Below are 24,815 nucleotides of genomic sequence, written 5' to 3'. Positions count from 1 at the left end.
TCACGCACAGGCTGCACCGCCTTATTTCAGATAACCTGCTTCTTCACGATCTCATATACAAAAACCGATGCCGAAGGAAGCTCCACATGGACTCCCGTGGAAGTAATATCGCCGGTTTGTAAATGTACCTGTGAGATAAATGCGGGAAAAACGGGTTTCAGCTTGTACAAACCGGTATTTTCAAGTTTGAGCACCTGGCTCCACGCATCCTGTGGAATGCGTACGTTCGTTTCAATGGCTTTTTCGCGGTTGAAGTTGCAGATAAACAACAGCTGCTGGTTTTCTGTATGTCGCAGATAGCTGTAAACGAACTTCTTATCGTAATTAAAACTTTGTCCGTCGATATTTACGTATTGCAAATCATAGAATTCGCCCGCAAAAACAGCCTCGTTTTCGAGTACAAAATGATTAAGACTTTCGTAAAACTGACGGAGCCGCTTCTGGTCGTTGCTCAGCAGGTCGGTATTGAATTTCCCGCTATTTACCCAAAGCTGGAATTCGGTTACACCCCAATAATCAAAAATGGTAGTACGTCCGTCCTCTCCCTGAAAGCCTTCCGCAACAGTAGGATTCACCCCCAGCTCCTGACCAAAGTAGATCATCATTGGTCCGGAATGCAATGTAGCGCTGAGCACCATTGCCGGTACTGCCAGCCACGGATTGCCTGCAAAGTAGCGGGAGGCAATGCGCTGCTCATCGTGATTTTCAAGAAAGCGCAGCATATTGGGCGCAATGTCGCCCGACTCCTGCTGCCAGAGCCTGGTAATATCCTCCGCAGTTCCGTGTCCCTCGATCAGCCGGCGTAATGAATTATAAAGTCCGACTTTATCGTACAGATAGTCAAACCTGCCGATGTTGATATAGTTGTGGTACTCCGCCGGATTATATATTTCTGCAATAAAAATAACGTCCGGCTTCACCTTCCTGATTTCGGGGATCACCCACGACCAGAATGCAACCGGTACCATCTCGGCCATATCACATCTGAAACCGTCCGCACCTTTTAATGTCCAGTATTTGAGAATATCATACATTTTGAGCCAGGTGGAAGGGATCGGGTCAAAATACGTCCTGTGTTCGTTGAGGTAGTCGACACCATAATTCAGCTTGATCGTTTCGTACCAGTCGTACTGACTTGGCTGCGCCGCGAAAACATCATTTCCCGTCGCTTTCGCTGGCCTTTCGGAGTACGGCGCTTCGGGTTGTACCGGAGGTTTGTGGCCTTCGGGGACGATAAAATCCTGATTAGGGATGTAGTAAAAGTTGTTTGAGGGACTGAATGCAACTGTATCGTCATCATCTTCCCCAAAATCCAGTGCATTTTCCGGCCGCATATTTGAGCAGTATTGCCGCGCCACGTGATTTGGGACAAAGTCAATAATTGCTTTCAGGTTATTGGCGTGGGTGCGGCTGATCAATGCTTCAAATTCCTGCATGCGGTTATTTACATCCACAGCAAGGTCGGGATCTACATCGTAGTAATCTTTAACTGCATAAGGCGATCCGGCAATGCCTTTCACGATCAGCGGGTGGTCAGGTTTAATCCCGAATGCCGAGTAGTCGGTGAGTGTGGCGTGTTCCAGCACGCCGGTGTACCATACGTGCGTTGCGCCAAACGCTCTCAATGCCTGTAATGCCTCGTCGGAGATATCGTTGAATTTTCCCGAGCCGTTTTCCGCCAGTGTTCCGTAAAATTTGTTTGTGGTGTTTTGGTTTCCGAAAAGGCGCGTGAAAATCTGGTATATGACTAATTTATGCTGGTTTTCTAATGGCATGATTTGGGTGGACTATAATGCTGAACAGGAATGAATGAACTGCTAACTCTCTTGTTTTCAGTTGTAGTACGAGCTCTGTCTTGGAGCTGACACAGGAGAATGGGAATTTTTACTGCTTTGCAAGATATTAATTTTGAATGTACGCCCCCCATTCGGGACAGCCTTTTTGAAATCGCCTGGCAATTTGTAAATGATACGTGTTCAGGTTTACAAATCCGGTTGTTTTACTATTTCGTTAAAAAATAAAATTATAGCTGGTTTTTGCCTGCCCAGGCGGGCTGATTATTGTAATTCTCCGTGATTACTCGTAGGTTAGAGGCTTTTGAGCCATTTCTACTTGACTGTGGTACAGAAAATCTACTTACTCTTTTGCGCTGGTATTTTGCTGATGCTGACTGTATTAGGTCCTGGCAATGCTACTGCACAGGATTTTGGAGAGTGCCAGCGGCTGGTCAAAGATCTCCTGCCTGTTTTTAACCGCTCATTCGAAGAAAACAATCCTGCATTACTACGCGAAGAATCTTATCAGCGCGGTATCCGCAATCTGCAATCCGCCTACGCACTCTACCACAAAGAAGCATTTGACCCCTCTGATTCTGTACAGCGAATGAACAATGAGGCGGTGATCCTGGCGCTGCTTGGCAACTCGCAGAAGGCACTGCACATTATGGAAGAGCTCGATCTCAGTACGCAGGACGCCCATTTGCGATATAACAGGGGATTGTTTGCATTGCTTTCGGGTAAATACATTGCAGCCAGAAACGATTTTGCAGAAGCACCCGGCGGCTCTCAGGCTAACCTGAATACCGTAGTCTCATTTGGTAAACAGAAACAGTATACGCAGGCAATCGACTTTGCAACCGGCAACTCTGCCAAAAGCAGTGGCGGTAAATGGAACTATAACCTGGGCATGGCTTACAAATACACAGGCAGGACAGAAGAGGCGATCGATGAAGTAACTACCGCGATCAGGCAGAAGGACGAAATGGCTTACAGGTTGCAGCGCGGCGATATGCTCATGCGCACCGGCAATGAGAAAAGGGCAGTAAAGGATTTTGAAAAAGTCGCCAGAAAGCATCCGAAAGCACAGATACGTTACGCCAATGCATTGTTATCGCTCGGCCAGTTCGGCGCGGCGAAAGCGGTTTTCGCAACTTATCTGGAAACCGACGACCGTACTTTCCGGGGAGATGCATACCTCGGAATGGCGCATTCCAATTATGGTTTGAAGCTGATCAGTGAGGCGCAGCGTTACTACAAGCTCGCCTCCACATTAAAGAGAGAAACGCCTGCATTGCAATCCGGTATCGCCAACACGCACCTTTCAAAACGTGAATATCAGACTGCATTTACGCTGTTTGACAGGGTTATTAAAAAGGATTCTACCTACATGCCCGCTTACCTGGGCCGCGCAGTCGCTTATTATGGTCAGAAAAAATATGACCTGGCACTGAAAGATTTCAAGAAGGCAGAAAAGGCAATGGACGAAACCAACCGCTTTTTCGCAGACCTTTTCGTTACAAAAGCTTTCTCGGAGTATTATCTCAAAAAGACAAGTGAGGCGCAGGAGGATTTTCAGAAAGCGATCAAACTGGACCCGACCCGTTATGAGGCTCTTGCAGGAATCAGCGGTATCATGATCGACCAGAAACGTTACTCCGAAGCAGGTACCTACCTGGCGAAGGCGCTGCAATATGAACAGGGGTACGATTTGATGTGGAGCAATTACGGCAACCTGCTGCTGCATTTTGATATGTTCAAAAAAGGATATCAGGTTTTCAAAAAGGCAGTTTCGTTGAACCCGGCCAATGTGAATGCACAGAATGGATGGGGTGTGGTGCTGCTTGAAAATGATCAGCTCGACAAATCCATGGCGCTATTCGACAGTCTGGTAAAGGAAAAGCCCGAACTGCCTTTTTTACACAACAACCACGGGATTGTGCAGGCGTATATAGGAAACAGGCACGATCAGAAACACCAGGTGAATGAAGCAAACCTCCGGTATGACGGGGCTTATGAAGATTTCAAGAAAGCAATGGAGGCGGCTCCTTCCCGAAAGTTTTACAATGTAAATCAGGGCAACGTATACCGCTATATGGAAAAGTACGATCAGGCCAGGCTAAGCTACCAGACTTATCAGGACAAAAGCGCATTGAACAATACTGCTGTCATGTATGCAGGACAGGAGCGGATCAAGGATGCCAAATATTACCTGGGAGTAGCGTTGCAGATCGACTCACTGCACCGCGTTTTTCAGTACAATATGACTGTGCTTGCAAAGGGAAAGCAGAAAGAAATGATGCGGCTGGTTGCCTCTGCGGATGAAAACAGCCCGTTTTCAGATATTGGCATTAAATACAGTCGCGACGGGTTTGTGACAATCTATTTGTACGACTACGAATATGATGTGCTTACTTTCCCGGGCCGGCATTATATGCCTTTGCCGGTAGCGGAGTATAAAGAGGATTATTTTATTCCCGATTACGATTTCAAACTTGTGCCTTACGGAAAGAAGAAGAATACCCAGCCGAAGAAAAAGCACGTAAAGTACCGCAGCCAGAAAGTGAAGTTGCCGGGTTCAAGAAACAGGTCAGGGACCCGTTGTCCGGTGTTGTTTTAAGGGAGTGTGCACACAAAAAAGTTCTTTGAGAAACATTTTCTACGTATTTCTCCTCCCTATCCCCAAACATTGTAAAATTTTCTACTGTTTTCGGGTGTGTGTCTAGTGTTCTTGATTAGTATCGGTGTTTTGCGAGAATGTTCCTTACTTCTACAAAACTGATCGGTTTATCCAGGAAGTAATCGGCGCCATTTCGGAAAGCTTCGTCACGCAGGTTGGTCATTGCGCTCATTGTCACTATATAAATCTTTTTGTCGGTATACATGCTTTTGATCCGTTGTATCTCGCCAATTCCTTTTCCATCGGGTAAGTTGTTGTCAATGAAGATCCAATCCGGTTTCATGTCACTAATGCAAGCCATTCCTTCCTCAATGGAAGCAGCTACTTTAATCGCTTCCTGAGGTTCCTTAATATTAAACTGTCTTACTAGAAAATTGCGCATCAACACTCCCAAGTCTGTTTCATCTTCAATAATTACAATCTTCATAGCGATGTGTTGAAAAATAAATTAGTCATCAATAGCGGAGGTGTTGGGCAGCGTCGACATTTGTTGTCGCGATTTGAAGTTAGTATGGCAATAATCCTGCCATCTTGAAGAGGAAAATGAAGTTTCAGATCAAAAAACACAGTATACCTGCGCATTCTCCATAGCCTGTTGTGTGTCCTTCTTTTACGCTGAATAGGTATTTTTATTTACATATTATGGCAAAGTGTCATAAGTGAAATAATCGTAAGTTGTTGTAAATAAAGAGAATGTGATTGAGGGTAACTGTGTATTCCTGCTGGTACAGGATTTTTCGAAATGAATTTGAAATTGATTGATAACATTAACGACTTGAAATTATGTCAGCTAATAGAGTTATTTTAGGAGTTGTGTCAGCGGCACTTGTAGGGGCTGTAATCGGATTGCTGCTAGCGCCGGAAGAAGGATCTACCACAAGAAAAAAGATCAAGAAAAAAACAAATAGCCTGGCCAGCGACCTCATCGACGCGCTGGAAAGAAGCAAGCATGATGCGAAGAAAGCCGCTGAGGATTTGAAAGAGGAAGGGCTTGCGTATAAAGACGAGGCAGTAAATAAGGCAGCCGAATATACAGATGCTGCAAAAAATGAAATCAACGATTTTAGATAAAATCACATAGGCCGGAATCATGCATTCCGGCCATTTTTGCTTACAGCTATATGGAAAATTCATCGACTACATCAACAAACAAGACAAGCAGCAAGCCAGCGTCCGATTCATTCAGCTTTGTAAATAGCCTGGTATCCTCAGGTAAGCAAGCGCTGGGCGGAGGAAAAGGGTTGCAAATGGGCGTGCATACCTTAATTGCACGTACTGCATTGAAGCGCTTGCCGCCACCACTGAACTTCGTAGTGCCACTGGTAGTGGAGAAGGTTATCCTGAAACACGGAGTAAATGAAGGCAGGGAAGTGTTGCTAAAAGGATTGCGTTGGGTAAAGAAGGTAACCGACGAGCCCACAACCAAGCCTGTTTAACTATCATTACTTAGATATTGACGAAAACCCTTCTCACGGAGGGTTTTTGTTGTTTTGCAGCTTAGTGCCCGCAGGCCCGCGCTGGCGGCTGTTGCGCGGGTCGGCAAGGCTTTTGTTTTATTAAATGTGTCTCGTTATTTATTTTCCGCAAGCAGGGAACAATCGGGATATTTCAGCCATGGAAAAAACGGCATGCTGATTGCCGGAATTCCTTTACAAAAACAACTTTGTCTGTCAGGATTTTGTCTTGATACTTTTGATAATCAGACATATAAAAACGAGTGCAATCCGAACCCTGACCGAAGGGCGGCAAAGGACGTTTAACAGTTCGTGCCCACTTAGCTGCGTTTTCAAAGCAGCTTCAGGCTGACACCGACGTGAGCAAAGACGTAGAGAGTTGCGACATTCTGAATTATAATACTCAGTCTGTGGAAATAACTACGCAATCTTTACAATCACGATTGACCTTACAGGAAGATTGAATAAAGAGTAGTAAATTTAAAGCATTAAGAGAATTACCATTTTACCCTTACTTGCTCTATGCAAAGACAAACGCAGACGCAAAGGCAGACCTTAAAATATTCTCCATTGCAGATTCAAATGCTGAATTTATTGCATTTGACCACAATGGAGCTTGAACAACGAATCAAAGAGGAATTAGAGGAAAACCCTATCCTGGAAGAAGGTAAAGAAGAGAATGCCGCAGAAGAAACGGCGGACGATTTTGACGAACCTTCGGATTCCGGCTCCGGGGATGATACATCCGTACAGGATTATTACGATTGGGACGAGTTCAGGGACGATGATATTCCCGATTACAAAACATACGCAAACAACCAGTCGGCTGACAATGAGCTTTACACCCGGCCGATGGTCGAATCAATCTCTTTCCGGGACGATTTAAAGCAGCAGGTACATTTCCTGAGACTCGACGAAAGGCAGCAGCTGATAGCAGATTTTATCCTTGATTCGCTTGACGAAGACGGGTTCCTCAGACGTGAAAGCGAAGTTATAGCAGACGATATTTCATTTGCAAACAGCATGTTCATCGATACCGAAGAGGTGAACCTGATGCTGAAAGTGATCCAGCAGCTTGAACCTGCCGGGATAGCAGCGAGTGACCTGCGCGAATGCCTGCTGATCCAGCTTAACCGCATGGAAACGCAGAATGAAACATGGAAATGGGCATACCGGATTGTGAGTGATGCATTTGATGAGCTTGGGTCGCGCAATTACGACAAGATTATGCGCATTACCGGGCTCGATGAAGAGTCGCTTAAAAAGGCAGTTCAGCTGATCACTACGCTGAATCCCAAGCCAGCTTCGGGACTTCGCAACGATTCCATTGTGAATGAAAGTATCAAGCCGGACTTTATGCTCTGGTATACCGAAGATGGAGAGATTGAAGTACAGCTTACCTGGGGAAACAGCCCTGCATTGAAACTGAACAAGGTTTTCACGCAGATGGCCGAGCAGAAAAATGACAAGGCGACGAACCAGTTCCTGAAAAATAAAATGAACTCTGCGAAATGGTTTATAGACGCCATCAAGCAGCGTGAGAATACAATGCTCAGCACATTGAAAGCCATTGTAAGGCTTCAATATGATTACTTTCAGTCAGGCGACGTAAAAAAACTCCGTCCGATGATCCTGAAAGACGTAGCTGAGATCATTGATATGGATATTTCAACGGTATCACGCGTTACTACCAACAAATATGTACAGACACCATTCGGGATCGTTTTGCTGAAAGATCTGTTTACAGAGGGGGTAACCAATGAAGATGGTACCGAAGTCTCGAACCGTGAAATCCAGGAAGCGATCCGTGAGATTGTGCTGGACGAAGACAAGAGACACCCTTACAACGATCAGCAGATCACCGATATGCTTTCTGAAAAAGGCTATTCAGTCGCGAGAAGAACGGTTGCGAAATACCGCGAACAATTGAACATTCCGACTGCAAGATTACGAGTTACCATATAAATCTGATTAAGTTAAGCCCTAGAAACCTGGCATGAAAAAAATAGTTGTTGTTGATGATGAGGCAGATATTTGTTTTCTGTTGAAGAGATTTTTGTCCAAGAATGATTTCATAGTTGAAACAGCGCAAAACGGCAAAGACGGACTGGCATTGATCGAATCGATCTCGCCTGACCTGGTCATGACGGATTTCCGGCTGGGCGATATTACCGGAACGGAACTGCTGACAGCTATCAAATCTAAAAGGCCGCACGTGCCGGTTTTGATTATAACAGGCTATTCAGATATTAAAGTGGCGGTCAGCGTAATGAAAGCTGGTGCTTATGATTACATCACCAAACCGCTTTTCCCGGATGAAATCCTGGTAACGGTTAAAAAAGCACTGGCCGACGCAGAATCTTCGCAGAATGACGAGCAGGAATATTCGTATTCAGGAACGCCGGGCTCGGCTTCTGAAACAACTACTGCGAAGCCTACCAGAAAAATGCACTCCCGGACCAAGGCGGGTTACGTGATGGGTAACAGCGATGTTTCGGATAATCTTTTCAAACAGGTCGACCTGGTTGCACCGACTAATTTCAGCGTGATTATCTACGGTGAAAGCGGCTCGGGAAAAGAGGCGATTGCCCAGGAAATACACAATCGTTCACGCAGGAAGGATATGCCTTTCGTGGCAATGGACTGCGGTGCTATCTCCAAAGAGCTGGCAGGGAGCGAATTGTTCGGTCACGAAAAAGGATCGTTTACGGGTGCATTGCAAACGAAAATCGGTCACTTTGAGCTGGCTAACGGTGGTACCCTGTTCCTCGATGAAGTTTCCAACTTATCATACGAAATCCAGGTTGCATTGCTGCGTGTAGTGCAGGAGCGTAAGATGAGGAGAATCGGCGGGTCCAAAGAAATAGAGCTGGACGTACGGATTATCGTAGCAAGTAACGAGCGCCTTCTTGAATCTGCTAAAAATGGTAAGTTCCGCGAGGATTTGTATTACCGTTTCAATGAGTTTACGATCGAAGTACCTGCATTGAGAAACAGGAAAGACGATCTGATGCTTTTTGCAAATTCATTCCTTGATACCACCAATGCGGAGCTGAACAAGAATGTGAGCGGGTTTTCGGAGGAAGTAAAAAGCGATTTTCTACATTATTCATGGCCGGGTAACCTTCGTGAATTGAAGAACGTGATCAAAAGAGCTACACTGCTTTCCGACGGTGAACTGATCGAAGAAAAGGCGCTTCCATTTGAGATTGTTAACTATCGCAGGCTGAAAGACCTGGACGAAGAGCCGGTTGCAGCGACGCCAGCCACTCCGGGCATTGTGGATACACTCGAAGGCGAAGATTCAAAACCAAGCTTGAAAACTGTTGCGAACGAGGCGGAGTACGATATGATCATGCAGGTTTTAAGGGATGTTAATTTTAATAAAAGTAAAGCTGCCCGCTTGCTGAACATTGACAGGAAGACGCTTTACAACAAAATGAAGCAATTTGATATTTAGTCAGATCCGGCGGGTTAATGCATAATGAATAACAAAACAATTAAGGTCCTTCTTGTCGACGACGACGAAGACGACTATTTTCTTACCCGGGAGTATTTCAATGACCTGGTTAACTGGAAGTTTGACATTACCTGGTGTGCAACATTCAGGGATGCGCAAAATGAAATCAAGACTAAAAAATACGATCTGTACCTGTTTGACTACCTGCTTGGTGAAAGTACAGGTATAGATCTGATCGATCTTGCATGCCAGTTCGAATGCGAGGAGCCGATTATCCTTTTGACGGGAAAAGGAGATACTAAAATAGCGGTGGAAGCGCTGCGCCTCGGTGCGGCAGATTACCTGATTAAAAGCGAGCTGGACGCTGAGAAGCTGGAAAGGAGCATTCGCTATGCGCTGGAAAGAACATCAGTGATGAAAGCTTTGAAACACAGCGAAAGAAGATACCGCCGCATTTTCGAAGAATCCAACGACTTTCTGTTTATCAGTGATCTGGCAGGTAATATTATCGACCTGAATACCTCCGCCGGCACGCTGACGGGCTATTCGGAGGAAGATCTTAAATTCAAAAATATCCTTGACCTGATCGAGGAACCCCAGTTTCCTGTACTCTGGAAGAATATCAAAGAGCACACCATTCACGATCAGGAAGTGAGGCTGCTTACCAAAGATGGCGACAAGAAGTACTGCCTTTTCTCGGCTTCCATTGAAATCGACGACGACCATCCGTACATACAGGGCCGTTTGCATGATATGACTGCCAGAAAGCAGTCGGAGAGAGAGCGGTTGTTTTCGGAAAAAATGGCTGTAACCGGCCGGCTTGTCCGCATGCTGGCGCACGAAGTACGAAACCCATTGACAAATGTGAACCTCTCTGCAGAGCAGCTTGAAATGGAGCTCACAGATGAGGACCAGAAATTTTACACACAAATCATCAAGCGTAACTGTACAAGGATCAATGATCTGATCTCCCAGCTGTTACAACCATCCAGCTCTGCAGATATCGAGCTTGTTGATAACTCGGTACACCTTGTTTTGAACCAGGCGATCGGTGCCGCGCTCGACCGCGTGCAGCTGAAACGCATTCAGATCGTCAATCATTTTGCCGAAGAAGACCTGTCCATTCCGCTGGATCCTGTTTCCCTTCAAATGGCTTTCCTTAACCTGATCACGAATGCGATTGAGGCGATGGAAGAGGATAAAGGTATCCTGCGCATTTACACCAAAAACCAGGGCGACAGCATTCAGGTGATCTTTATGGATAACGGATCCGGGATCAGTGAAGAGCATATGGAAAAGATTTTTGAACCTTACTTCACTGGTAAAAACAATGGAATGGGGATCGGCTTGTCAACTACGATGAGCATTATACACGCGCACCACGGGCGGATTGACGTTCAGTCGGAAGTGGGAGTAGGTACTACTTTTACAATCAGCTTCAGGCTGAACAGTTCCCCCGCCGATACAACTGCCTGACTACAATAACGTAGTACAGGCAGTCACTCTTCCGGGTCGGATCATACACGTATAAGCCTCACCGCAACTTTACGAATTGACGTATGCTCTCTTTTGTTTACGATTGAAGAATCCGTAGATGATCGGGAAGATCAGCAATGTGAGTACGGTGGCAGTAATTAATCCCCCGATTACAACGATCGCCAGCGGCTTCTGTGTTTCCGAACCAATGCCGGTTGACGTAGCAGCTGGCAGCAGACCAATCGCGGCCATTAATGCAGTCATAATTACCGGCCGGATCCTTGATTTTACACCTTCTCTTATCGCATCGTCCAGCGGCATTCTGGCAGCCAGGTTTTTGTTAAAAACAGAGATCAGAATGACCCCGTTCTGGACGCAGAGGCCAAACAATGCTATAAAGCCTACACCCGCGGATATACCGAAGTTCATGTGCGTAATATGCAATGCTAGGATGCCGCCGATGAGGGCAAAAGGTACGTTGATCAACACCAGACCGGCATCTTTCGCATTGCTGAACATAATAAAAAGGAGGATAAATATGCCGACAAGACTGATCGGTACTACTTGTCCGAGGCGGGCTGTGGCACGAACCTGGTTTTCAAATTCACCCGACCAGTTCACAGAATAACCTTTCGGCAGATTTTTAAGCATTGGTTTAACCCGGTTCTGCGCGTCGGCAATGGTACTTCCCAGGTCACGTTCGCGGACTGAGAATTTCACCCCGATGAAACGTTTGTTATTGTCGCGGTACACGAATGCAGGCCCGGTGACAGTGCGAATGGAGGAAATCTCTTTCAATGGGATTTTGCCACCTGTAAGTGTCGGTACCATCAGCTGCTGGATATCGTCTACTGTACGCCGGTATTGTTCTTCGTAACGCAGGCGGATATCAAATTTGCGCTCGCCTTCATACAGTATTGAAGCAGTTTTCCCACCGATCGCCATTTCGATCACAGCTTGTGCATCGGCAATGCTGACACCGTACTGCGCCATTTTATGATCATGCAAAATCACGCTGACTTCGGGCTGGCCGATATTCCTTAAAATCCCCACATCCTTGATGCCGGGCACATCCTTGATCGCTTCCAGCACTTCATTGGCTTTGGTATTTAGCGTTTCCAGGTCGTCGCCGTAGATTTTCACTGCATTACTCGCATTCATCCCCGCTACTGCTTCGGCCACATTGTCGATGATCGGCTGTGAGTAATTATAGTTGATCCCCTGGAACTGTTTGAGTTTTTTGTCCATTTCCTCGATCAGCTGATCTTGCGTGATCTTCCGTTTCCATTCTTCTTTTGGTTTCAGGTTTACCTGCATTTGCACATAATAGAATCCCGATGGGTCGGTACCGTCATTGGAGCGGCCGGTTTGTGACAGCACGCCATTCACTTCCGGGAATTCATTCAGTTTAGCCCGCAGTGTACTTACCATCTTGATCGTTTCATTCAGCGAGCTGCTCATCGGCATTTTTGCTTCCACCCAAAGCGCGCCTTCATTCAATGTCGGCAGAAATTCGGTACCAAGGAATTTGGCAGAAAACAGCGAAGTCGCCAGGAAAGCGATCGCCAGTATCACACTGATCTTTTTTCTTGCATAACACCATTCGAAACCGCGGGTAACCGTATTATCGAAGAACCGTACGATCGGGTTACTTTTCTCCCGGACGTTCTTGCGGAGCAGGATAGAGCAAAGCACGGGGACGAGCGTAAGCGTATAGAGCAATGCGCCCAGCAGGGCAAAACCCAGTGTGTAGGCGAGGGGAGTGAACATTTTACCTTCCACTTTCTGAAAACTGAAAATAGGGATCAATGCGGTAATAATGATCAGCTTGGAGAAGAAAATCGCTTTTCCCAGCTCGCCGCCTGTGGTTTTCACAAGCCCGAGTTTGGACAACTTGTTGTACCGCTCCATTCCATTTTTATGCGCAAGGCGGTCGAGCGCCACGAATATCCCCTCCACCATTACCACGGCTCCATCTATAATGATCCCGAAATCAATGGCGCCCATGGAAAGCAGGTTGGCCGACATGCCCATCAGTTTAAGGCACATAAATGCAAAGAGCAATGCAAGCGGAATGATGATCGACACAATGACCGTGGTGCGCCAGTCGGCCATAAAAATGAAGACGATCACAGTTACCAGCACAATTCCTTCCAGGAGGTTATGCTTTACGGTATGTGCACAAAATTCAATCAGATTATCGCGATCATAAAAGGTCACCATTTTCACATCCGGGGGAAGGATTTTGGTGTTCAATTCATTCACCTTATCCTTTATACGCGCCAGTACCTCGCTCGGGTTTTCACCTTTTCGCTGCACGACGATGCCTTCCACCACATCATCATTTTGATCCAGACCTACCTGACCCACCCGCGGCATATCCGACTCGCGTACATCGGCTACGTCTCTCACGAGCACCGGGTTATCCTTTACAAATTCAACGATAATGTTCTGGATATCAGGAATGGAGTTGAGCAATCCAATGCCTCTCACCACATAAGCCTGCCCGTTTTTCTCAATTACATCGCCGCCTACATTGATATTGCTTTTGGTAACTGCCTGGTACACTTCCAGGGGCGTAATGTTGTACTTAACCAGCTTGGTAGGGTTAACCTGCACTTCATAAATCTTCTCCCTTCCGCCAAATGCAACCACATCTGCCACGCCGGGAATACTGCGCAGTTGTCTGTCAATTATCCAGTTATGTAAGGTCAACAGCTCGCGGCTGTCGCGGTCTTTGCTTTTCAATGTAAACCTGAAAATTTCACCGGTCGGCCCATAAGGCGGCTGTACGTCAGGCTCTACACCTTCTGGAAGTGAAATGTTTCTGAGCTGGTTGTTAACCTGTTGCCGGGCAAAGAAGTCTTCAACGTTATCATCAAAAATGATCTTGATAATGCTCAGCCCGAACATCGTGGTACTCCTCACATTGGATTTCTGCTGTACCGAGTTCATGGCCACTTCAATGGGCACGGTCACAAACCGCTCGATTTCCTCGGCGCTGCGTCCGTTCCATTGGGTTACTATAATAATCTGCGTATTGGTAACGTCCGGAAAAGCTTCAAGCGGCGTATCGCGGTAGCTGACAACGCCTGCGACAATCAACAAGCCTGTCAGGAAAAATATGAAGAACCGGTTTTTCAAAGAAAACCCTACGATTCCTCGGATGAATTTGTTCATTGTTCAATGAGTGAATGAGTGGATGAGTGGATGAGTGGATGAGTGGATGAGTGAATTTTGAATGACTGAATGATTGAATGACCGAATGGGTAAGTGAAAAAATTTTAGAGGGAAGAGGGCTTCTTAGTAGTCAAATTGATGATTTTGAATAAATCAGATGTCAGGATAACAGCGAGCAAACACGCTCGTTCACCAACTAAAAACATTCAGTCATTCAGAACTCACTCATTCACTCATTAATCATTCAGCGCGTCATAAACCAGTAACTGGTTCTTGGAAATGATTGTTTCGCCGGGTTGAAGGCCGGATTTAATGTAGGTTCTGTTGGCCAGAGAACGGTATACTTCTACGGGACGGGTTTCGATTTTGCTGCGGCTGTGGTATACCATTACCCAGTTTTTACTTCGGTCAAAAATGATGGCCTGAGATGGTATCGCCTGCATTTCGCTTCCTTCCTCGAAATTGAGGCTCACGGTTGCATGCATTTCGGGTTTGAGCTTGAAACCTACATTTTGAAGCTGAATGCGGATCTTCATCGCCTTGGTATCCGGGTCGAGCACATTGTAGATCTTGTCTACCTTTCCTTTGAACACTTCATCCGAAAAGCTGATCGTACGTACATCTGCCGCCATTCCGAGCTTTATTCTTGGAATATCACTTTCGTTTACATTCGCCATTACCCACACATCGGCAATTTGTCCGACAGTGAAAAGACTCTCTGAATTGTCGGATCGCAGCTGCATGCCGCGGTTTACGTTTTTGTCGATGATAAATCCATTGATTGGCGACTTGACGGTGTAGTTGGTGGATTTACCCAGACCATAAATAGAGAAGATTTCCTTCACCCGGCTCAGTTCCGCCTGCGCTTTGTCAACCATTTGGCGGGCAGAGATCACGTCGCGCTCAGGAACCAGCTTGCTTTCGAACAGGTCTTCGGTGGAAGAAAGGTTCTTCTGCGCCACCAGCAGGTCTGACTGCGCCTGGATCATCTGCCGCTCAAAATCCGCCACTTCACCCGAGCGTATCACAGCAAGTTTCTGACCTTTGCGCACATTGTCGCCCAGCTCTACATCCACTTCTTCCACATTGCCGCCTACCAGCGGGTATACCTTAATCACTTGATTTTCATCGGGTACTACCTTGCCGACGAGTGTCAGCTCATTGCGGACGGGCTCCGTTTGTACTGTATCCAGCTTAATGCGGCTCATCATTGTATCCGACAGCATAAATGCTTTTGACTCTTCGGCATCTGCCTGCTTTTTTTCACAAGCCCCGAAGCTGAGGCCGATTGCGGCAAGCGCGGCGGAGTAGATTATATTTTTGATCATTATTAAAGTGGCCAGGCCATTAAATTGTTCGATTTGTATGATTATCAGTTGAATAGCTCTTCGCCAACTACGTAATTCAATTCCTCGTAGACCTTAATGCGATCAGCTTGCAGGCGGTTGTATTCCTTGATGCTTTCGTTGTAGGTTTCGATAAAATCGATGAATTCGAGGAGGGTAATGTTCCTTTTTTGGAAGTTGTCGTAAATGCCGCTGCTGAGTAGCTGAAACTGATCTGTAAATTGATTTTCAACACTCTGATAAGCTTTTTCGGCAATCCCAACCTTCTGGATAGCCGCGTCAACTTCATTACCTACACTGTTCTGGCGAGCATTTTCGGCGGTTTTGTAGTAGCTGATGTTGCTTTTGGCGGCCCTGATATTTCCCTGGTTCCGGTTGAAAAAGGGCAGGGAAATCGCCGCATTTACACCGAAATAATTATTGACATAATTACTCGCCTGATCATAAATCGCTCCGACCTCAATGTCCGGCACGGCCAGTGCTTTTTGCAGGGTGTAATTAAGTTCTGCTTCTTTCGTCAGCGATTGTGCGACTTTCAGGTCGGCGCGGCTTTGTAATGCTCTGTCTTTCAATGCAGCCGGCGTATACCTGTCAAGCTGATACCTTCGGATATCGGAGCTGTCCACCACGGACTTAACGGGCCGCTCGGTGTTCAGCAGCGTGCGAAGGTCCCGCTGGTTTTCCTGAAGTTCAAAGAGGATATCTGCCCGGTCATTCGTAAGCTGGAACAGCAGCGCTTTCAGGCGTACCACCTCTTTCAGTGAAATGTTCTTTCGTGCATATTCCTTTTCAAAGGCGCTGACAGTGGTATTCAGCGTATTGATCTGGGTGTCGTACAGTGCGACGGTTTGTTCCAGATAATAGGTCTCGAAGAAGTTCTGGCGCAGCTCGAATTTGAGCGTACGAACGAGATCATAAAACTGGTACTCGCTCTTACGGGTACTCTCTACATCAAGTGCCACTTGTTTGTTGCGCTTCCCGGCCCGAGTGATCAGCTGGGAGATCGTGAAAACTTTCTGGCCATTTTTGCCTACATCAAATGCGCCGCGGGAGGGACTGTAAGCATTGATCTCGACGCCAAACGTGGGGTTGTTCCAGAGCTTGTCCTGGATTTCAATCGATTTTGCGATATCGATCTGGTATTTCTCCGCAAGCAGTTCGAGGTTGTTCTGGAGGAAAAGACTATCAGCCTGCCTGATAGTGAGTTTGAGGGTATCCTGTGCGTGTAAACCGGTAACGGTTAAGATAAGCAGCCCGATGAAATAGGTTCGCATAATTTCTGTTTTAGAATGATGCGATATTCGGACGGCAGTATTACAGCAGGCTTAAAATAACGTTAGAAAAAAATTAGAATTCCCCAGAGCCCCCCCGGGAGGCCTATACATGACTGAGTTGAACCCGGAACTCGCTACCTGCACCAAGTTCACTGGTCACTGAAATGTTGCCGTGATGGAGTTCAACAATCCGCTGGCAAATAGACAAACCAATGCCGAAACCGGGTACGCCCGATGCATTCGATGATCTGAAAAATGGACTGAAGATGTGCGGAATATCCTCCTGGCTGATCCCGATCCCATTGTCTTTCACTTTCACAATGCAGGATTTTGTATTAGATGAAATGATGATCTGCGCCTGATGGTTGGAGGAATATTTGCAGGCATTATCCAGCAGATTGGAAAAAACCCTTTTTAGTAACTCCTCATTACCTTTGATTACGGTTTCGTTCTCGTTTTCAGGGATCGTTTCGTACCCGATGATCACCTCGTAGTCCGGGTGGGCAGCCAGTAATTCTTCTTTTGCCAGGAATGCAAGATCTTCAATGTGCACAGGTGCCATTTTCAGGTTGCCAACGTTTTCCAGTGATCTTGCAAGAAACAACAGGTTATTGGTTATGCTGATCAGCCGCTCGGTGTCCGATGACAAGTTGTTGAATACTTCTTCCAGATCGGGATTACTGGTAGTAAATCGCTGCCCGAGCTGTATCTCCGATTTCAATGCAGCCAGGGGCGTGCGCAACTCGTGCGAAGCGTGGGATACAAAGCTTTTTTGTTGTTCAAAAGCTTTGTTAAGGCGGTCGAGAACGGTGTTGAAGTTAATGGCGAGCTGGGCGATTTCATCTTTCCTGTTTCCCTCGTCGAGTTGCTGGGACAGGTTCTGTGCGGTAATAAGTGATATCTGTCCATTGATCCGGTTGATCGGCCGGAGCGCATTGCCGGCAAAGTAAATGCCCAGTCCCACCGTCACCGCAATGCCCGCGAGTAAACCCCAGCCCAGTGTATTTTTCAGGTTAGCAAGCTTGCTGTGGCCAAAAGTATCGTAAGCAGAAGCCAGTACCACAAGCGGCTCACTGTCATCCTGGTAAAACAACCCGATCACTTCATTTTCACCCTGATGAAATTCTATGTACTTCTTCTCGCGCACTTCATCCAGCAGTGATTTCCGGTAGGTCAGGAGCTTGTCGTCGACACTGGAATAAATCATATCATTCTCTTTGTCAAAGATCAAAACCTTTTCATCCAGCATTTCCGATAGTGTATTCTGGTCAATCGCTTTAAGCAGATCCTTGTCAATGCCTTTTACCTTTACCAGTAGCCGGCAGGTAGTTTGTGCCCTGCTTTTTAGCCGGTCATAAAATTCCTCCTGCCTGTAATGCTCGGAAACGCTGTAAATCGCAAATGAAAACAAAAGAAGTATCGCCGCTACAAGTAGCGTGAACTGCAATGCGATCCGGTCTTTTATTTTCATAGGAACTTTACTCTTCTTTCATGATATAGCCCATTCCGGGGCGGGTATGGATCAGTTTTACGGCAAAATCCTTATCTACTTTTTTACGTAAATAATTGATATATACCTCCACTACATTGGTTCCCGGATCGAAGTTAAGGTGCCAGACGTGTTCTGCCAGGTCCATTTTGGATACTACCCTTCCGCGGTGCTGCAGGAAGTATTCAAGCAATGCAAACTCCTTTGCTGTCAGATCGATCACATTACCTGCGCGTTTCACCTGCTTGGTACCCAGATTCATTTCTAGATCCGCAATCCGTAATATGGTATCTGTCGTTTCGGGATTGTTGAGCACCGACACGCGCAATGCGGCATTAATGCGGGCCAAAAGCTCTCTGAAATCAAATGGCTTGACAATGTAATCGTCAGCGCCACGGTTCAGTCCCTCGATCTTGTCCTCAATTTCTCCGTACGCGGTAAGCATGATAATGGGCAGCGCCGGCTTGTAAATCCGTATTTGCTGACAGACTTCGTACCCTTTCATTCCTGGCAAATTCACGTCCAGAAGTACCAGGTCAAACTTTTTGTCCAGCGCCAGCTGCTTTCCGGTAATGCCATCATAGGCTATTTCTGCCTCAAAATGTTCTGCCACCAGTCCGCGAAAGATATTCTGGGCGATTCTGCGGTCGTCTTCGACGATCAGTATCTTCTTCATATTTGTCAGTTTAAAGTACAGCGAGCGCCTGGTCCAGATCGCTGATCAGGTAATCCGCGTCTTCCAAACCGATGTACAAGCGCGCCATTCTGTGCTTTTCAATATCTGCGTCAAATGCATCGGGCCCTATCCCCGCAGCCTGCGGCAGGATCAGCGATTCGTGCCCGCCCCAGGAAACAGCTACCAGAAAGTGTTTCAATGAATAGGTAAACCTTTCAATGGACGCATGCGAGTCTGCTTTCAAAACAATGGTCAGCAAACCGCATGCTCCCGACATTTGCTGTTTTGCCAGTTCAACTTGTGGGAAATCAACATCAAAAGGGAAGATAACCCTTTCAATTTTCGGGTGTGTTTTCAGGAATGCGATCACTTTTTCCGTGCTCGCCGTGATATGTTTAAGCCGCATCGGCAAGGTACGTAATCCCCGCAGGATCAGCCACGCATTGAATGGCGATATGCCCGAGCCCGCATTCAGCAGTTGCTCATTGAATATCTTGTGAAGCATAGCCCGTCCGCCCGTCAGAACGCCAGCTACCGTATCACTATGCCCGCCGAGGTACTTGGTCGCTGACTGCAGGGAAAGGTCAATGCCTAATTCGATCGGTCGCTGGTGAATAGGGGAGGAGTAGCTGTTATCAACGATCGTGATAATCCCGCGCTCTTTTGCAAGCCTGGCCACAGCCCGCAGGTCCTGGATCTCGAAGGTATTTGAGTTGGGCGATTCGAGGTAGATAATGCGTGTTTCTGGTCGTATCGCCTGCTCGAAGTTCTCTATCCGGGTACCGTCAATGTAAGTGGTAGTGACCTGGAAGCGCGGCAGCATGTTGTCGAACATCCGCCAGGCCCAGCTGTAAGGTTTATCAACCGAGATAATGTGGTCGCCACTTTTTACATTCGCGAGTACAGCAGCAAAAATAGCCGAAGAGCCGCTGTTGAATACCAGCGCATCCTCCGCTCCGTCGAGCGCGGCCAGTTTCTTTCGCAGGATTTCAATGGTTGGGTTTTTTCCCCGTGAATACAAAAAGGCAGAATCCTCATCGTCAAATGCCTTTTTCAGATCTTCAAAAGTATCAAAAGCAAAGTTGCTGGACTGAATAATCGGTGGCGCAACAGCATTGAAATAGAGGCTCCTGTCTTCGCCCAGTTCATTCAGTATGTGTGATATTTCCATTTATAAAAGTTAATCTTAACCTGTTAAGATGTTTTTGGGGACTGATTTTCGATGATTTCTTTGGGAATGATTTCGGTAAGCGGCTCGGCTGGCGTCTGGAAAACAATGCCCTGATCGAGCGAATGAATGATCGCCTTATTGCTATGTGCGAAGTAGCAGGCGTCAATGCCCTGGTCCTGGATACTTTTGATCAAAACCGTTGTGTCGGGCCTGCTCCGTTTTCTGGTTTGCCTGATGTAAACAGCACGGATATTGGTAGGGAAAGTCCGGCAGATCTCTTCGTAAATCTCAGGGTCTTTCTGCGAATCGTCGCCCAGTAAAATAAACTGCAGCTCGGGGTAGAAGTTGATGATGTTATGGATTTTCCTCAGCTTATGTACATGCGAGCCCGCACCCGTCATTACAAAATCATCAAGCCCGGATTTTATCTTTTTCAGTTTTAAAATCGCCTTCGGCAGTCCGTTCAGCTCGGCAAACCTGACGATCATATCGTACAGATTCCATTCGCTGCTGGAAACATAGAAGAAGATGTTACTCTCTTTCTGGGGATGGGTGCGACTGGCAAACGAGAGGAGCTGGTAATGTTTTACCACATCATCAAAAGGCTTCCTCGCCTGTACATTCCGAGCCAGCAATACGAAAAGCTTGCGGAAAGAGCGACGGCTGTGCGAGATCAGGAATGTGTCGTCTATGTCCGAAATCAGTCCGTAAGATGTTTTGTAAGGCAGGAAAAACTCCTCTGTGCTCGTCGCCTGGTACTTTTTCCCATTTACCTCCTCGTCAACACTCACTTCGAACGTGTGCCAGCCGCTCGGCATGCTCTCTGTAAAAGGTACCTGAAACCGGAAATATCCGTCTGCCTCGGCGGTTGTTTCAGCAGTCAGGTTACCTACTTTGAGTACTACTTTCAGGTACGGAATGGTTTTAATGGAGAACAGTTCAATGATCGTTCTTGCGTAACGGAAACCGCTGCGCGTGTATTTACGATCTCCGGAAGGATACTTTCTAACAACATGTCCAAAAACAACCAGTTCCGTTTTATTCGCATAGCCGCGATACAGTTTTAAGTCACAACGTTTCATAACTATCTTTAACCCACTTAGACTTTACGACCCTAATTTAGCCATTATGTTTTCAGAACGAAAAGTTTTGCTGGTTGTTAATCCGATCTCCGGCGACGTCAACAAGGATGTCATTTTTGAAAAGGCCATTGAAAAAACAGAGGCAGAGGGGTATGAGTTGCGCATGTATTCGACTACCGGAGAGCATGATCTCGAACAAATCCGGGATATGGTTCATGAGATCAAACCGGAGCGTGTACTGGTTGCCGGTGGCGACGGAACTATCTCGCTGGTAGCGCAGGCAGTTTATGGTGTTAATATCATTATGGGCATTATCCCTGCTGGTTCAGCAAATGGGCTTTCGGTTGATTTTGGGTTATCTGGTGCTATCGACCAGGCCATGGAGGTTGCTTTCGGAAGCAATATCATGCACATGGATGCCGTGTCGATCAATGGAGATATCAGCCTGCATTTAAGTGATTTGGGTTTAAATGCATTATTGGTCAAAAATTATGAGAACAGCGAAACGCGCGGCAAGCTGGGCTATGCGCGTGAAATGCTGAAAACGCTCAGCGAGCATGAAAACTTCCTGGCCAAAATTACCACGCCCGACGAAGTAATTGAAACAGACGCATTGATTGTCATCATCGCGAATGCACAGAAGTACGGCACAGGCGTTACGATCAATCCCATGGGCGATATGTCCGACGGACTTTTCGAGCTCGTCATCGCCAAGAAGCTGGACTTCATCGAGACCGCGAAGATACTGGCAGGCAATACCGATTTCAACCCTGAAATCATGAAGGTAATATCCGTAAAACACGCCATTATAGAATGCCTCGACAAAGAAGCCCATTTCCAGATCGACGGAGAATATAAAGGCACAGTAAACCGCGCAGAGGCAAAAATTATCGAGAAGTATATAAAGGTGGCAATATTGTGAGGGGGCTGTCGGCTGTAGCAATCGGCTTTCGGCTTTTTGTTTTATCGGCAAAGAAGTTAGTCTTGATTGAAGGGGCTAGTTGGTAGCTTGCTACCAGGAAGCACTCGGCAAAAGCTGACCGCCGACAGCCGGAAGCTGATAGCTAACGAAGCAGTAGTTCTTCCCGGGCGATGCTTTTTCACAAAACACCTTAACGCTTATTATTTTTTACAAATGAAGGCAATTGTTCTTGTTTTGTCTGGTCTGTTCTTGTTTCAGTTACATTGTTTCGGGCAAGCTGTTGAGCTTTGTCAGGGCGCTTATTTTACTGAGGAGCAGGGGAGAGAGTTTCTTGAAAAACACAAAGTAACTTCCAAGCTGGCGTGGGAAACCCGGGCTGCCCAGATCAGAAAGCAGATTCGCGAGGGTATGGATTTGCAAACTCTGCCTCCCAAACCAACTTCAAAACCGATCGTTCACAGCCGCAAGGAAATGGACGGATATTCCATTGAAAGTGTCGCATTCGAAAGTATGCCCGGCATTTATGTAACTGGAAATCTTTACAGGCCATTAAAAAAGCAAAAATCTTATGCGGGTATCCTGGCGCCGCACGGGCACGGTGAAAACCCGCACGGACGTTTCAGGGAGCAAACCCAGAAACGTTGTGCGACACTCGCACGAATGGGGGCGATTGTTTTCGTATGGGATATGATCGGGCAGGGCGACGCCAGGCAATGCGAGCATAAAATACCCAAAGCATTAAAGCTACAGACGATCAACAGCATCCGGTCGCTCGATTATCTCCTGTCAATCCCTGGCGTCGATCCCGATAGAATAGCAGTTACTGGTGAGTCAGGCGGTGGCACGCAGACTTTCCTGCTGGCTGCATTGGACGATCGTGTAAAGGTGTCCGTTCCGGTGGTGATGGTTTCAGCGTACTTCTTCGGAGGCTGTGTTTGCGAAAGTGGTTTGCCCATTCATAAAAAAGGTGACTACCAGACCAACAATGTGGAAATAGCCGCGCTGGCTGCGCCCCGGCCGATGATCCTGATCTCCGACGGCGGCGACTGGACCAAGAATACGCCAGAGGTAGAATATCCTTTTATTAAAAACATTTACAGTTTGTACGGGAAAACAAATCAGCTGGAAGCAGTTCACCTGGCTGACGAAAAGCATGATTTCGGGCCTTCCAAAAGGAAGGCGATGTATGCTTTCATGGCAAAGCATCTCCGGCTGGATTTGAAATCAGTTACTGATGCCCAGGGCAATATCGACGAGACGCCAGCCAAAGTGCTGAGCCAAAAGGAGCTGGAAGTATTTAACGAGGCCAATCCCCGGCCTGCAAATGCGGTAATGGGCGATGATGCGGTTATGAAACTTCTGTAACACAGCATTCATGATCATTTTCATTGTATTTGCCGCCATTGTCTTTATTGTTCTCAGTTCAACCGTGTTCAAGCTGCACCCGCTTGTTGGGTTGCTGCTGGCGGCGATAGGAGTAGGGGTTTTTGTAGGGCTTCCTATTGATAAACTGGCTGAAACCATCGGAAAGGGATTTGGAGAATTAATGTCCAAGATCGGTTTGATGGTTATTCTCGGTTGCGTAATCGGCGCCATCCTGGATAAATCAGGCGCAGCAATCAAGGTAGCTGACGTGATATTAAAGTTGTTTGGTGAAAAACATCCTGCATTTGCAATGTCAGTTATCGGCGGGATTGTCGGTATTCCTGTTTTCTGTGATTCAGGGTTTATCATTTTGCATAAGCTCAATCAGATCGTTGCGAAAAGAACAGGCAGGCCGCTGGGTACAATCGCATTGTCACTGTCTGGTGGTTTGTTTGCAACGCATACACTCGTTCCGCCTACGCCCGGGCCACTTTCCGCCGCGGGTAACCTGGGTATAGCCGATTCGGTCGGTCTGGTGATCTTAATCGGCTTGATAGTGTCCGTGCCCAGTTTGTTTCTTTCCACCTGGTTTGCCCAGAAATTCGCGCGCAACATAGAGATTACGACCGAAGCGGCTGTCGAGGAGCCGGTGCTAGTCCCGGAAAGACAGCTTCCGCCAGCCTGGAAAGCTTTTATGCCCATTGTGCTTCCTATTCTGCTGATCACACTTGCTTCTTTCGCCAGTATCTTCCACTTTCCCAAGCAGTGGACGGAGTGGCTGGGATTCTTTGGAAGTCCGCTTGTTTCGTTCCTGCTGGCTATCTTTTTCAGTTATTCTTTATTCCCCGAAAATGCCGCTGAACGGATGATGTCCTGTTTTAAAAGTGGCATTGAGCATTGCGGTACCACGCTTGTGCTGGTCGGCGCAGGCGGCGCTTTCGGCGCCATTCTGAAAGAGACGCATTTAAAGGAAATGGTAAGTGAGTGGTTATTGTCGAACGAAATGTCTGGCGGCTACTTGTTGCTGATTGCATTTCTGATCGCTGCATTCTTCAAAACGGCGCAGGGTTCAACCACCTCTTCCATGGTGTTGACAACTAGCATACTCGCGCCATTACTTGCTTCACTGGGCTTCATTACTTCCGTTCAAATCACGCTTGTAGTAATGGCAGTAGGCAGTGGTGCAATGGTGGTGTCACATACCAACGATGCATGGTTCTGGGTCGTGTCACAGTTTACCGGCATTTCAGCAAGAGATACCTATCGCACGCATACGATTCTGACTGGCTTGCAGGGGGTGGTGAGCTTTGTGGTGGTAATGTTGTTGTGGGCTTTGCTCGCATAAAAAAGCTTGTCACCCTGAGCGGAGTCGAAGGGGCGCTACTACTAGGCAGAATTTCAGGTATTTACAATTATTTATATATGTTATAGAGACTGGAAGATTACCTAACGTATATAAACGGAT

At 46.9% G+C, this 24,815-nt stretch carries 18 protein-coding genes; 9 read left to right on the top strand and 9 right to left on the bottom strand.

Features of this window, described 5'->3' with window-relative positions:
- Window positions 1-26: 26 nt before the first annotated feature.
- Window positions 27-1,775, bottom strand: a complete 1,749-nt coding sequence (locus tag AC1XTG_RS21720) for an alpha-amylase family protein (protein ID WP_484843424.1) — start codon at window positions 1,773-1,775, stop codon at window positions 27-29.
- 388 nt (window positions 1,776-2,163) lie between these two features.
- On the opposite strand from AC1XTG_RS21720, the gene AC1XTG_RS21715 reads away from it, so the two are divergent.
- Window positions 2,164-4,395 (top strand): tetratricopeptide repeat protein, encoded by a 2,232-nt coding sequence (locus AC1XTG_RS21715; RefSeq protein ID WP_484843423.1) that lies wholly within the window; start codon window positions 2,164-2,166, stop codon window positions 4,393-4,395.
- 115 nt (window positions 4,396-4,510) lie between these two features.
- Here AC1XTG_RS21715 and AC1XTG_RS21710 read toward each other — a convergent pair whose 3' ends face one another.
- Window positions 4,511-4,882, bottom strand: a complete 372-nt coding sequence (locus AC1XTG_RS21710; RefSeq protein WP_056285664.1) for a response regulator — start codon at window positions 4,880-4,882, stop codon at window positions 4,511-4,513.
- Between the two features lie 356 nt (window positions 4,883-5,238).
- On the opposite strand from AC1XTG_RS21710, the gene AC1XTG_RS21705 reads away from it, so the two are divergent.
- The 5 genes from AC1XTG_RS21705 (at window position 5,239) to AC1XTG_RS21685 (ending at window position 10,845) form a co-directional block, all read left to right on the top strand.
- Window positions 5,239-5,526: a YtxH domain-containing protein gene (locus AC1XTG_RS21705; RefSeq protein ID WP_056285661.1), complete on the top strand. Its 288-nt coding sequence runs from the start codon at window positions 5,239-5,241 to the stop codon at window positions 5,524-5,526.
- Window positions 5,527-5,576: 50 nt separating this feature from the next.
- Window positions 5,577-5,891 carry a hypothetical protein gene (locus AC1XTG_RS21700; protein WP_484843422.1) on the top strand — a complete coding sequence of 105 codons (315 nt, stop codon included), beginning with the start codon at window positions 5,577-5,579 and terminating at the stop codon, window positions 5,889-5,891.
- Between the two features lie 540 nt (window positions 5,892-6,431).
- Window positions 6,432-7,874, top strand: a complete 1,443-nt coding sequence (gene rpoN, locus AC1XTG_RS21695; RefSeq protein ID WP_056285653.1) for an RNA polymerase factor sigma-54 — start codon at window positions 6,432-6,434, stop codon at window positions 7,872-7,874.
- A 31-nt stretch (window positions 7,875-7,905) separates the two neighbouring features.
- A complete protein-coding gene (locus AC1XTG_RS21690; protein WP_056285648.1) occupies window positions 7,906-9,369 on the top strand; it encodes a sigma-54-dependent transcriptional regulator in 1,464 nt (487 codons plus the stop codon).
- Between the two features lie 24 nt (window positions 9,370-9,393).
- Window positions 9,394-10,845: a two-component system sensor histidine kinase NtrB gene (locus AC1XTG_RS21685; RefSeq protein WP_484843421.1), complete on the top strand. Its 1,452-nt coding sequence runs from the start codon at window positions 9,394-9,396 to the stop codon at window positions 10,843-10,845.
- A 69-nt stretch (window positions 10,846-10,914) separates the two neighbouring features.
- Here AC1XTG_RS21685 and AC1XTG_RS21680 read toward each other — a convergent pair whose 3' ends face one another.
- The 7 genes from AC1XTG_RS21680 to AC1XTG_RS21650 form a co-directional block, all read right to left on the bottom strand.
- A complete protein-coding gene (locus AC1XTG_RS21680) occupies window positions 10,915-14,025 on the bottom strand; it encodes an efflux RND transporter permease subunit (protein WP_484843420.1) in 3,111 nt (1,036 codons plus the stop codon).
- A 236-nt stretch (window positions 14,026-14,261) separates the two neighbouring features.
- The gene (locus AC1XTG_RS21675; RefSeq protein ID WP_484843419.1) at window positions 14,262-15,353 is read right to left on the bottom strand and encodes an efflux RND transporter periplasmic adaptor subunit; all 1,092 of its coding nucleotides are present in this window, start codon (window positions 15,351-15,353) and stop codon (window positions 14,262-14,264) included.
- Between the two features lie 44 nt (window positions 15,354-15,397).
- Window positions 15,398-16,645 (bottom strand): TolC family protein, encoded by a 1,248-nt coding sequence (locus tag AC1XTG_RS21670; RefSeq protein WP_484843418.1) that lies wholly within the window; start codon window positions 16,643-16,645, stop codon window positions 15,398-15,400.
- 103 nt (window positions 16,646-16,748) lie between these two features.
- Window positions 16,749-18,116, bottom strand: a complete 1,368-nt coding sequence (locus AC1XTG_RS21665) for a HAMP domain-containing sensor histidine kinase (protein ID WP_484843417.1) — start codon at window positions 18,114-18,116, stop codon at window positions 16,749-16,751.
- A 7-nt stretch (window positions 18,117-18,123) separates the two neighbouring features.
- Complete coding sequence (locus AC1XTG_RS21660) at window positions 18,124-18,810, bottom strand: response regulator transcription factor (protein WP_056285629.1); 687 nt, start codon at window positions 18,808-18,810, stop codon at window positions 18,124-18,126.
- Between the two features lie 10 nt (window positions 18,811-18,820).
- Window positions 18,821-19,981, bottom strand: coding sequence for a trans-sulfuration enzyme family protein (locus AC1XTG_RS21655; RefSeq protein ID WP_056285627.1), 1,161 nt, complete (start codon window positions 19,979-19,981; stop codon window positions 18,821-18,823).
- Between the two features lie 23 nt (window positions 19,982-20,004).
- The gene (locus tag AC1XTG_RS21650; protein ID WP_484843416.1) at window positions 20,005-21,063 is read right to left on the bottom strand and encodes an App1 family protein phosphatidate phosphatase; all 1,059 of its coding nucleotides are present in this window, start codon (window positions 21,061-21,063) and stop codon (window positions 20,005-20,007) included.
- A gap of 46 nt (window positions 21,064-21,109) precedes the next feature.
- Here AC1XTG_RS21650 and AC1XTG_RS21645 point away from each other — a divergent pair, with 46 nt between their 5' ends.
- The 3 genes from AC1XTG_RS21645 (at window position 21,110) to AC1XTG_RS21635 (ending at window position 24,695) form a co-directional block, all read left to right on the top strand.
- On the top strand, window positions 21,110-21,985 hold the full coding sequence (locus tag AC1XTG_RS21645; protein WP_484843415.1) for a diacylglycerol/lipid kinase family protein: 876 nt from the start codon (window positions 21,110-21,112) through the stop codon (window positions 21,983-21,985).
- A gap of 213 nt (window positions 21,986-22,198) precedes the next feature.
- Window positions 22,199-23,350, top strand: a complete 1,152-nt coding sequence (locus AC1XTG_RS21640) for an alpha/beta hydrolase family protein (protein ID WP_484843414.1) — start codon at window positions 22,199-22,201, stop codon at window positions 23,348-23,350.
- A gap of 10 nt (window positions 23,351-23,360) precedes the next feature.
- Window positions 23,361-24,695, top strand: coding sequence for a GntP family permease (locus AC1XTG_RS21635; RefSeq protein ID WP_056285615.1), 1,335 nt, complete (start codon window positions 23,361-23,363; stop codon window positions 24,693-24,695).
- Window positions 24,696-24,815 lie beyond the last annotated feature (120 nt).

The sequence above is a fragment of the Dyadobacter sp. HNCC25DJ183 genome (genome assembly GCF_056895175.1).
The sequence above is the reverse complement of the archived record's forward strand: the minus strand, read 5'-3'. Positions and strand labels throughout refer to the sequence as shown.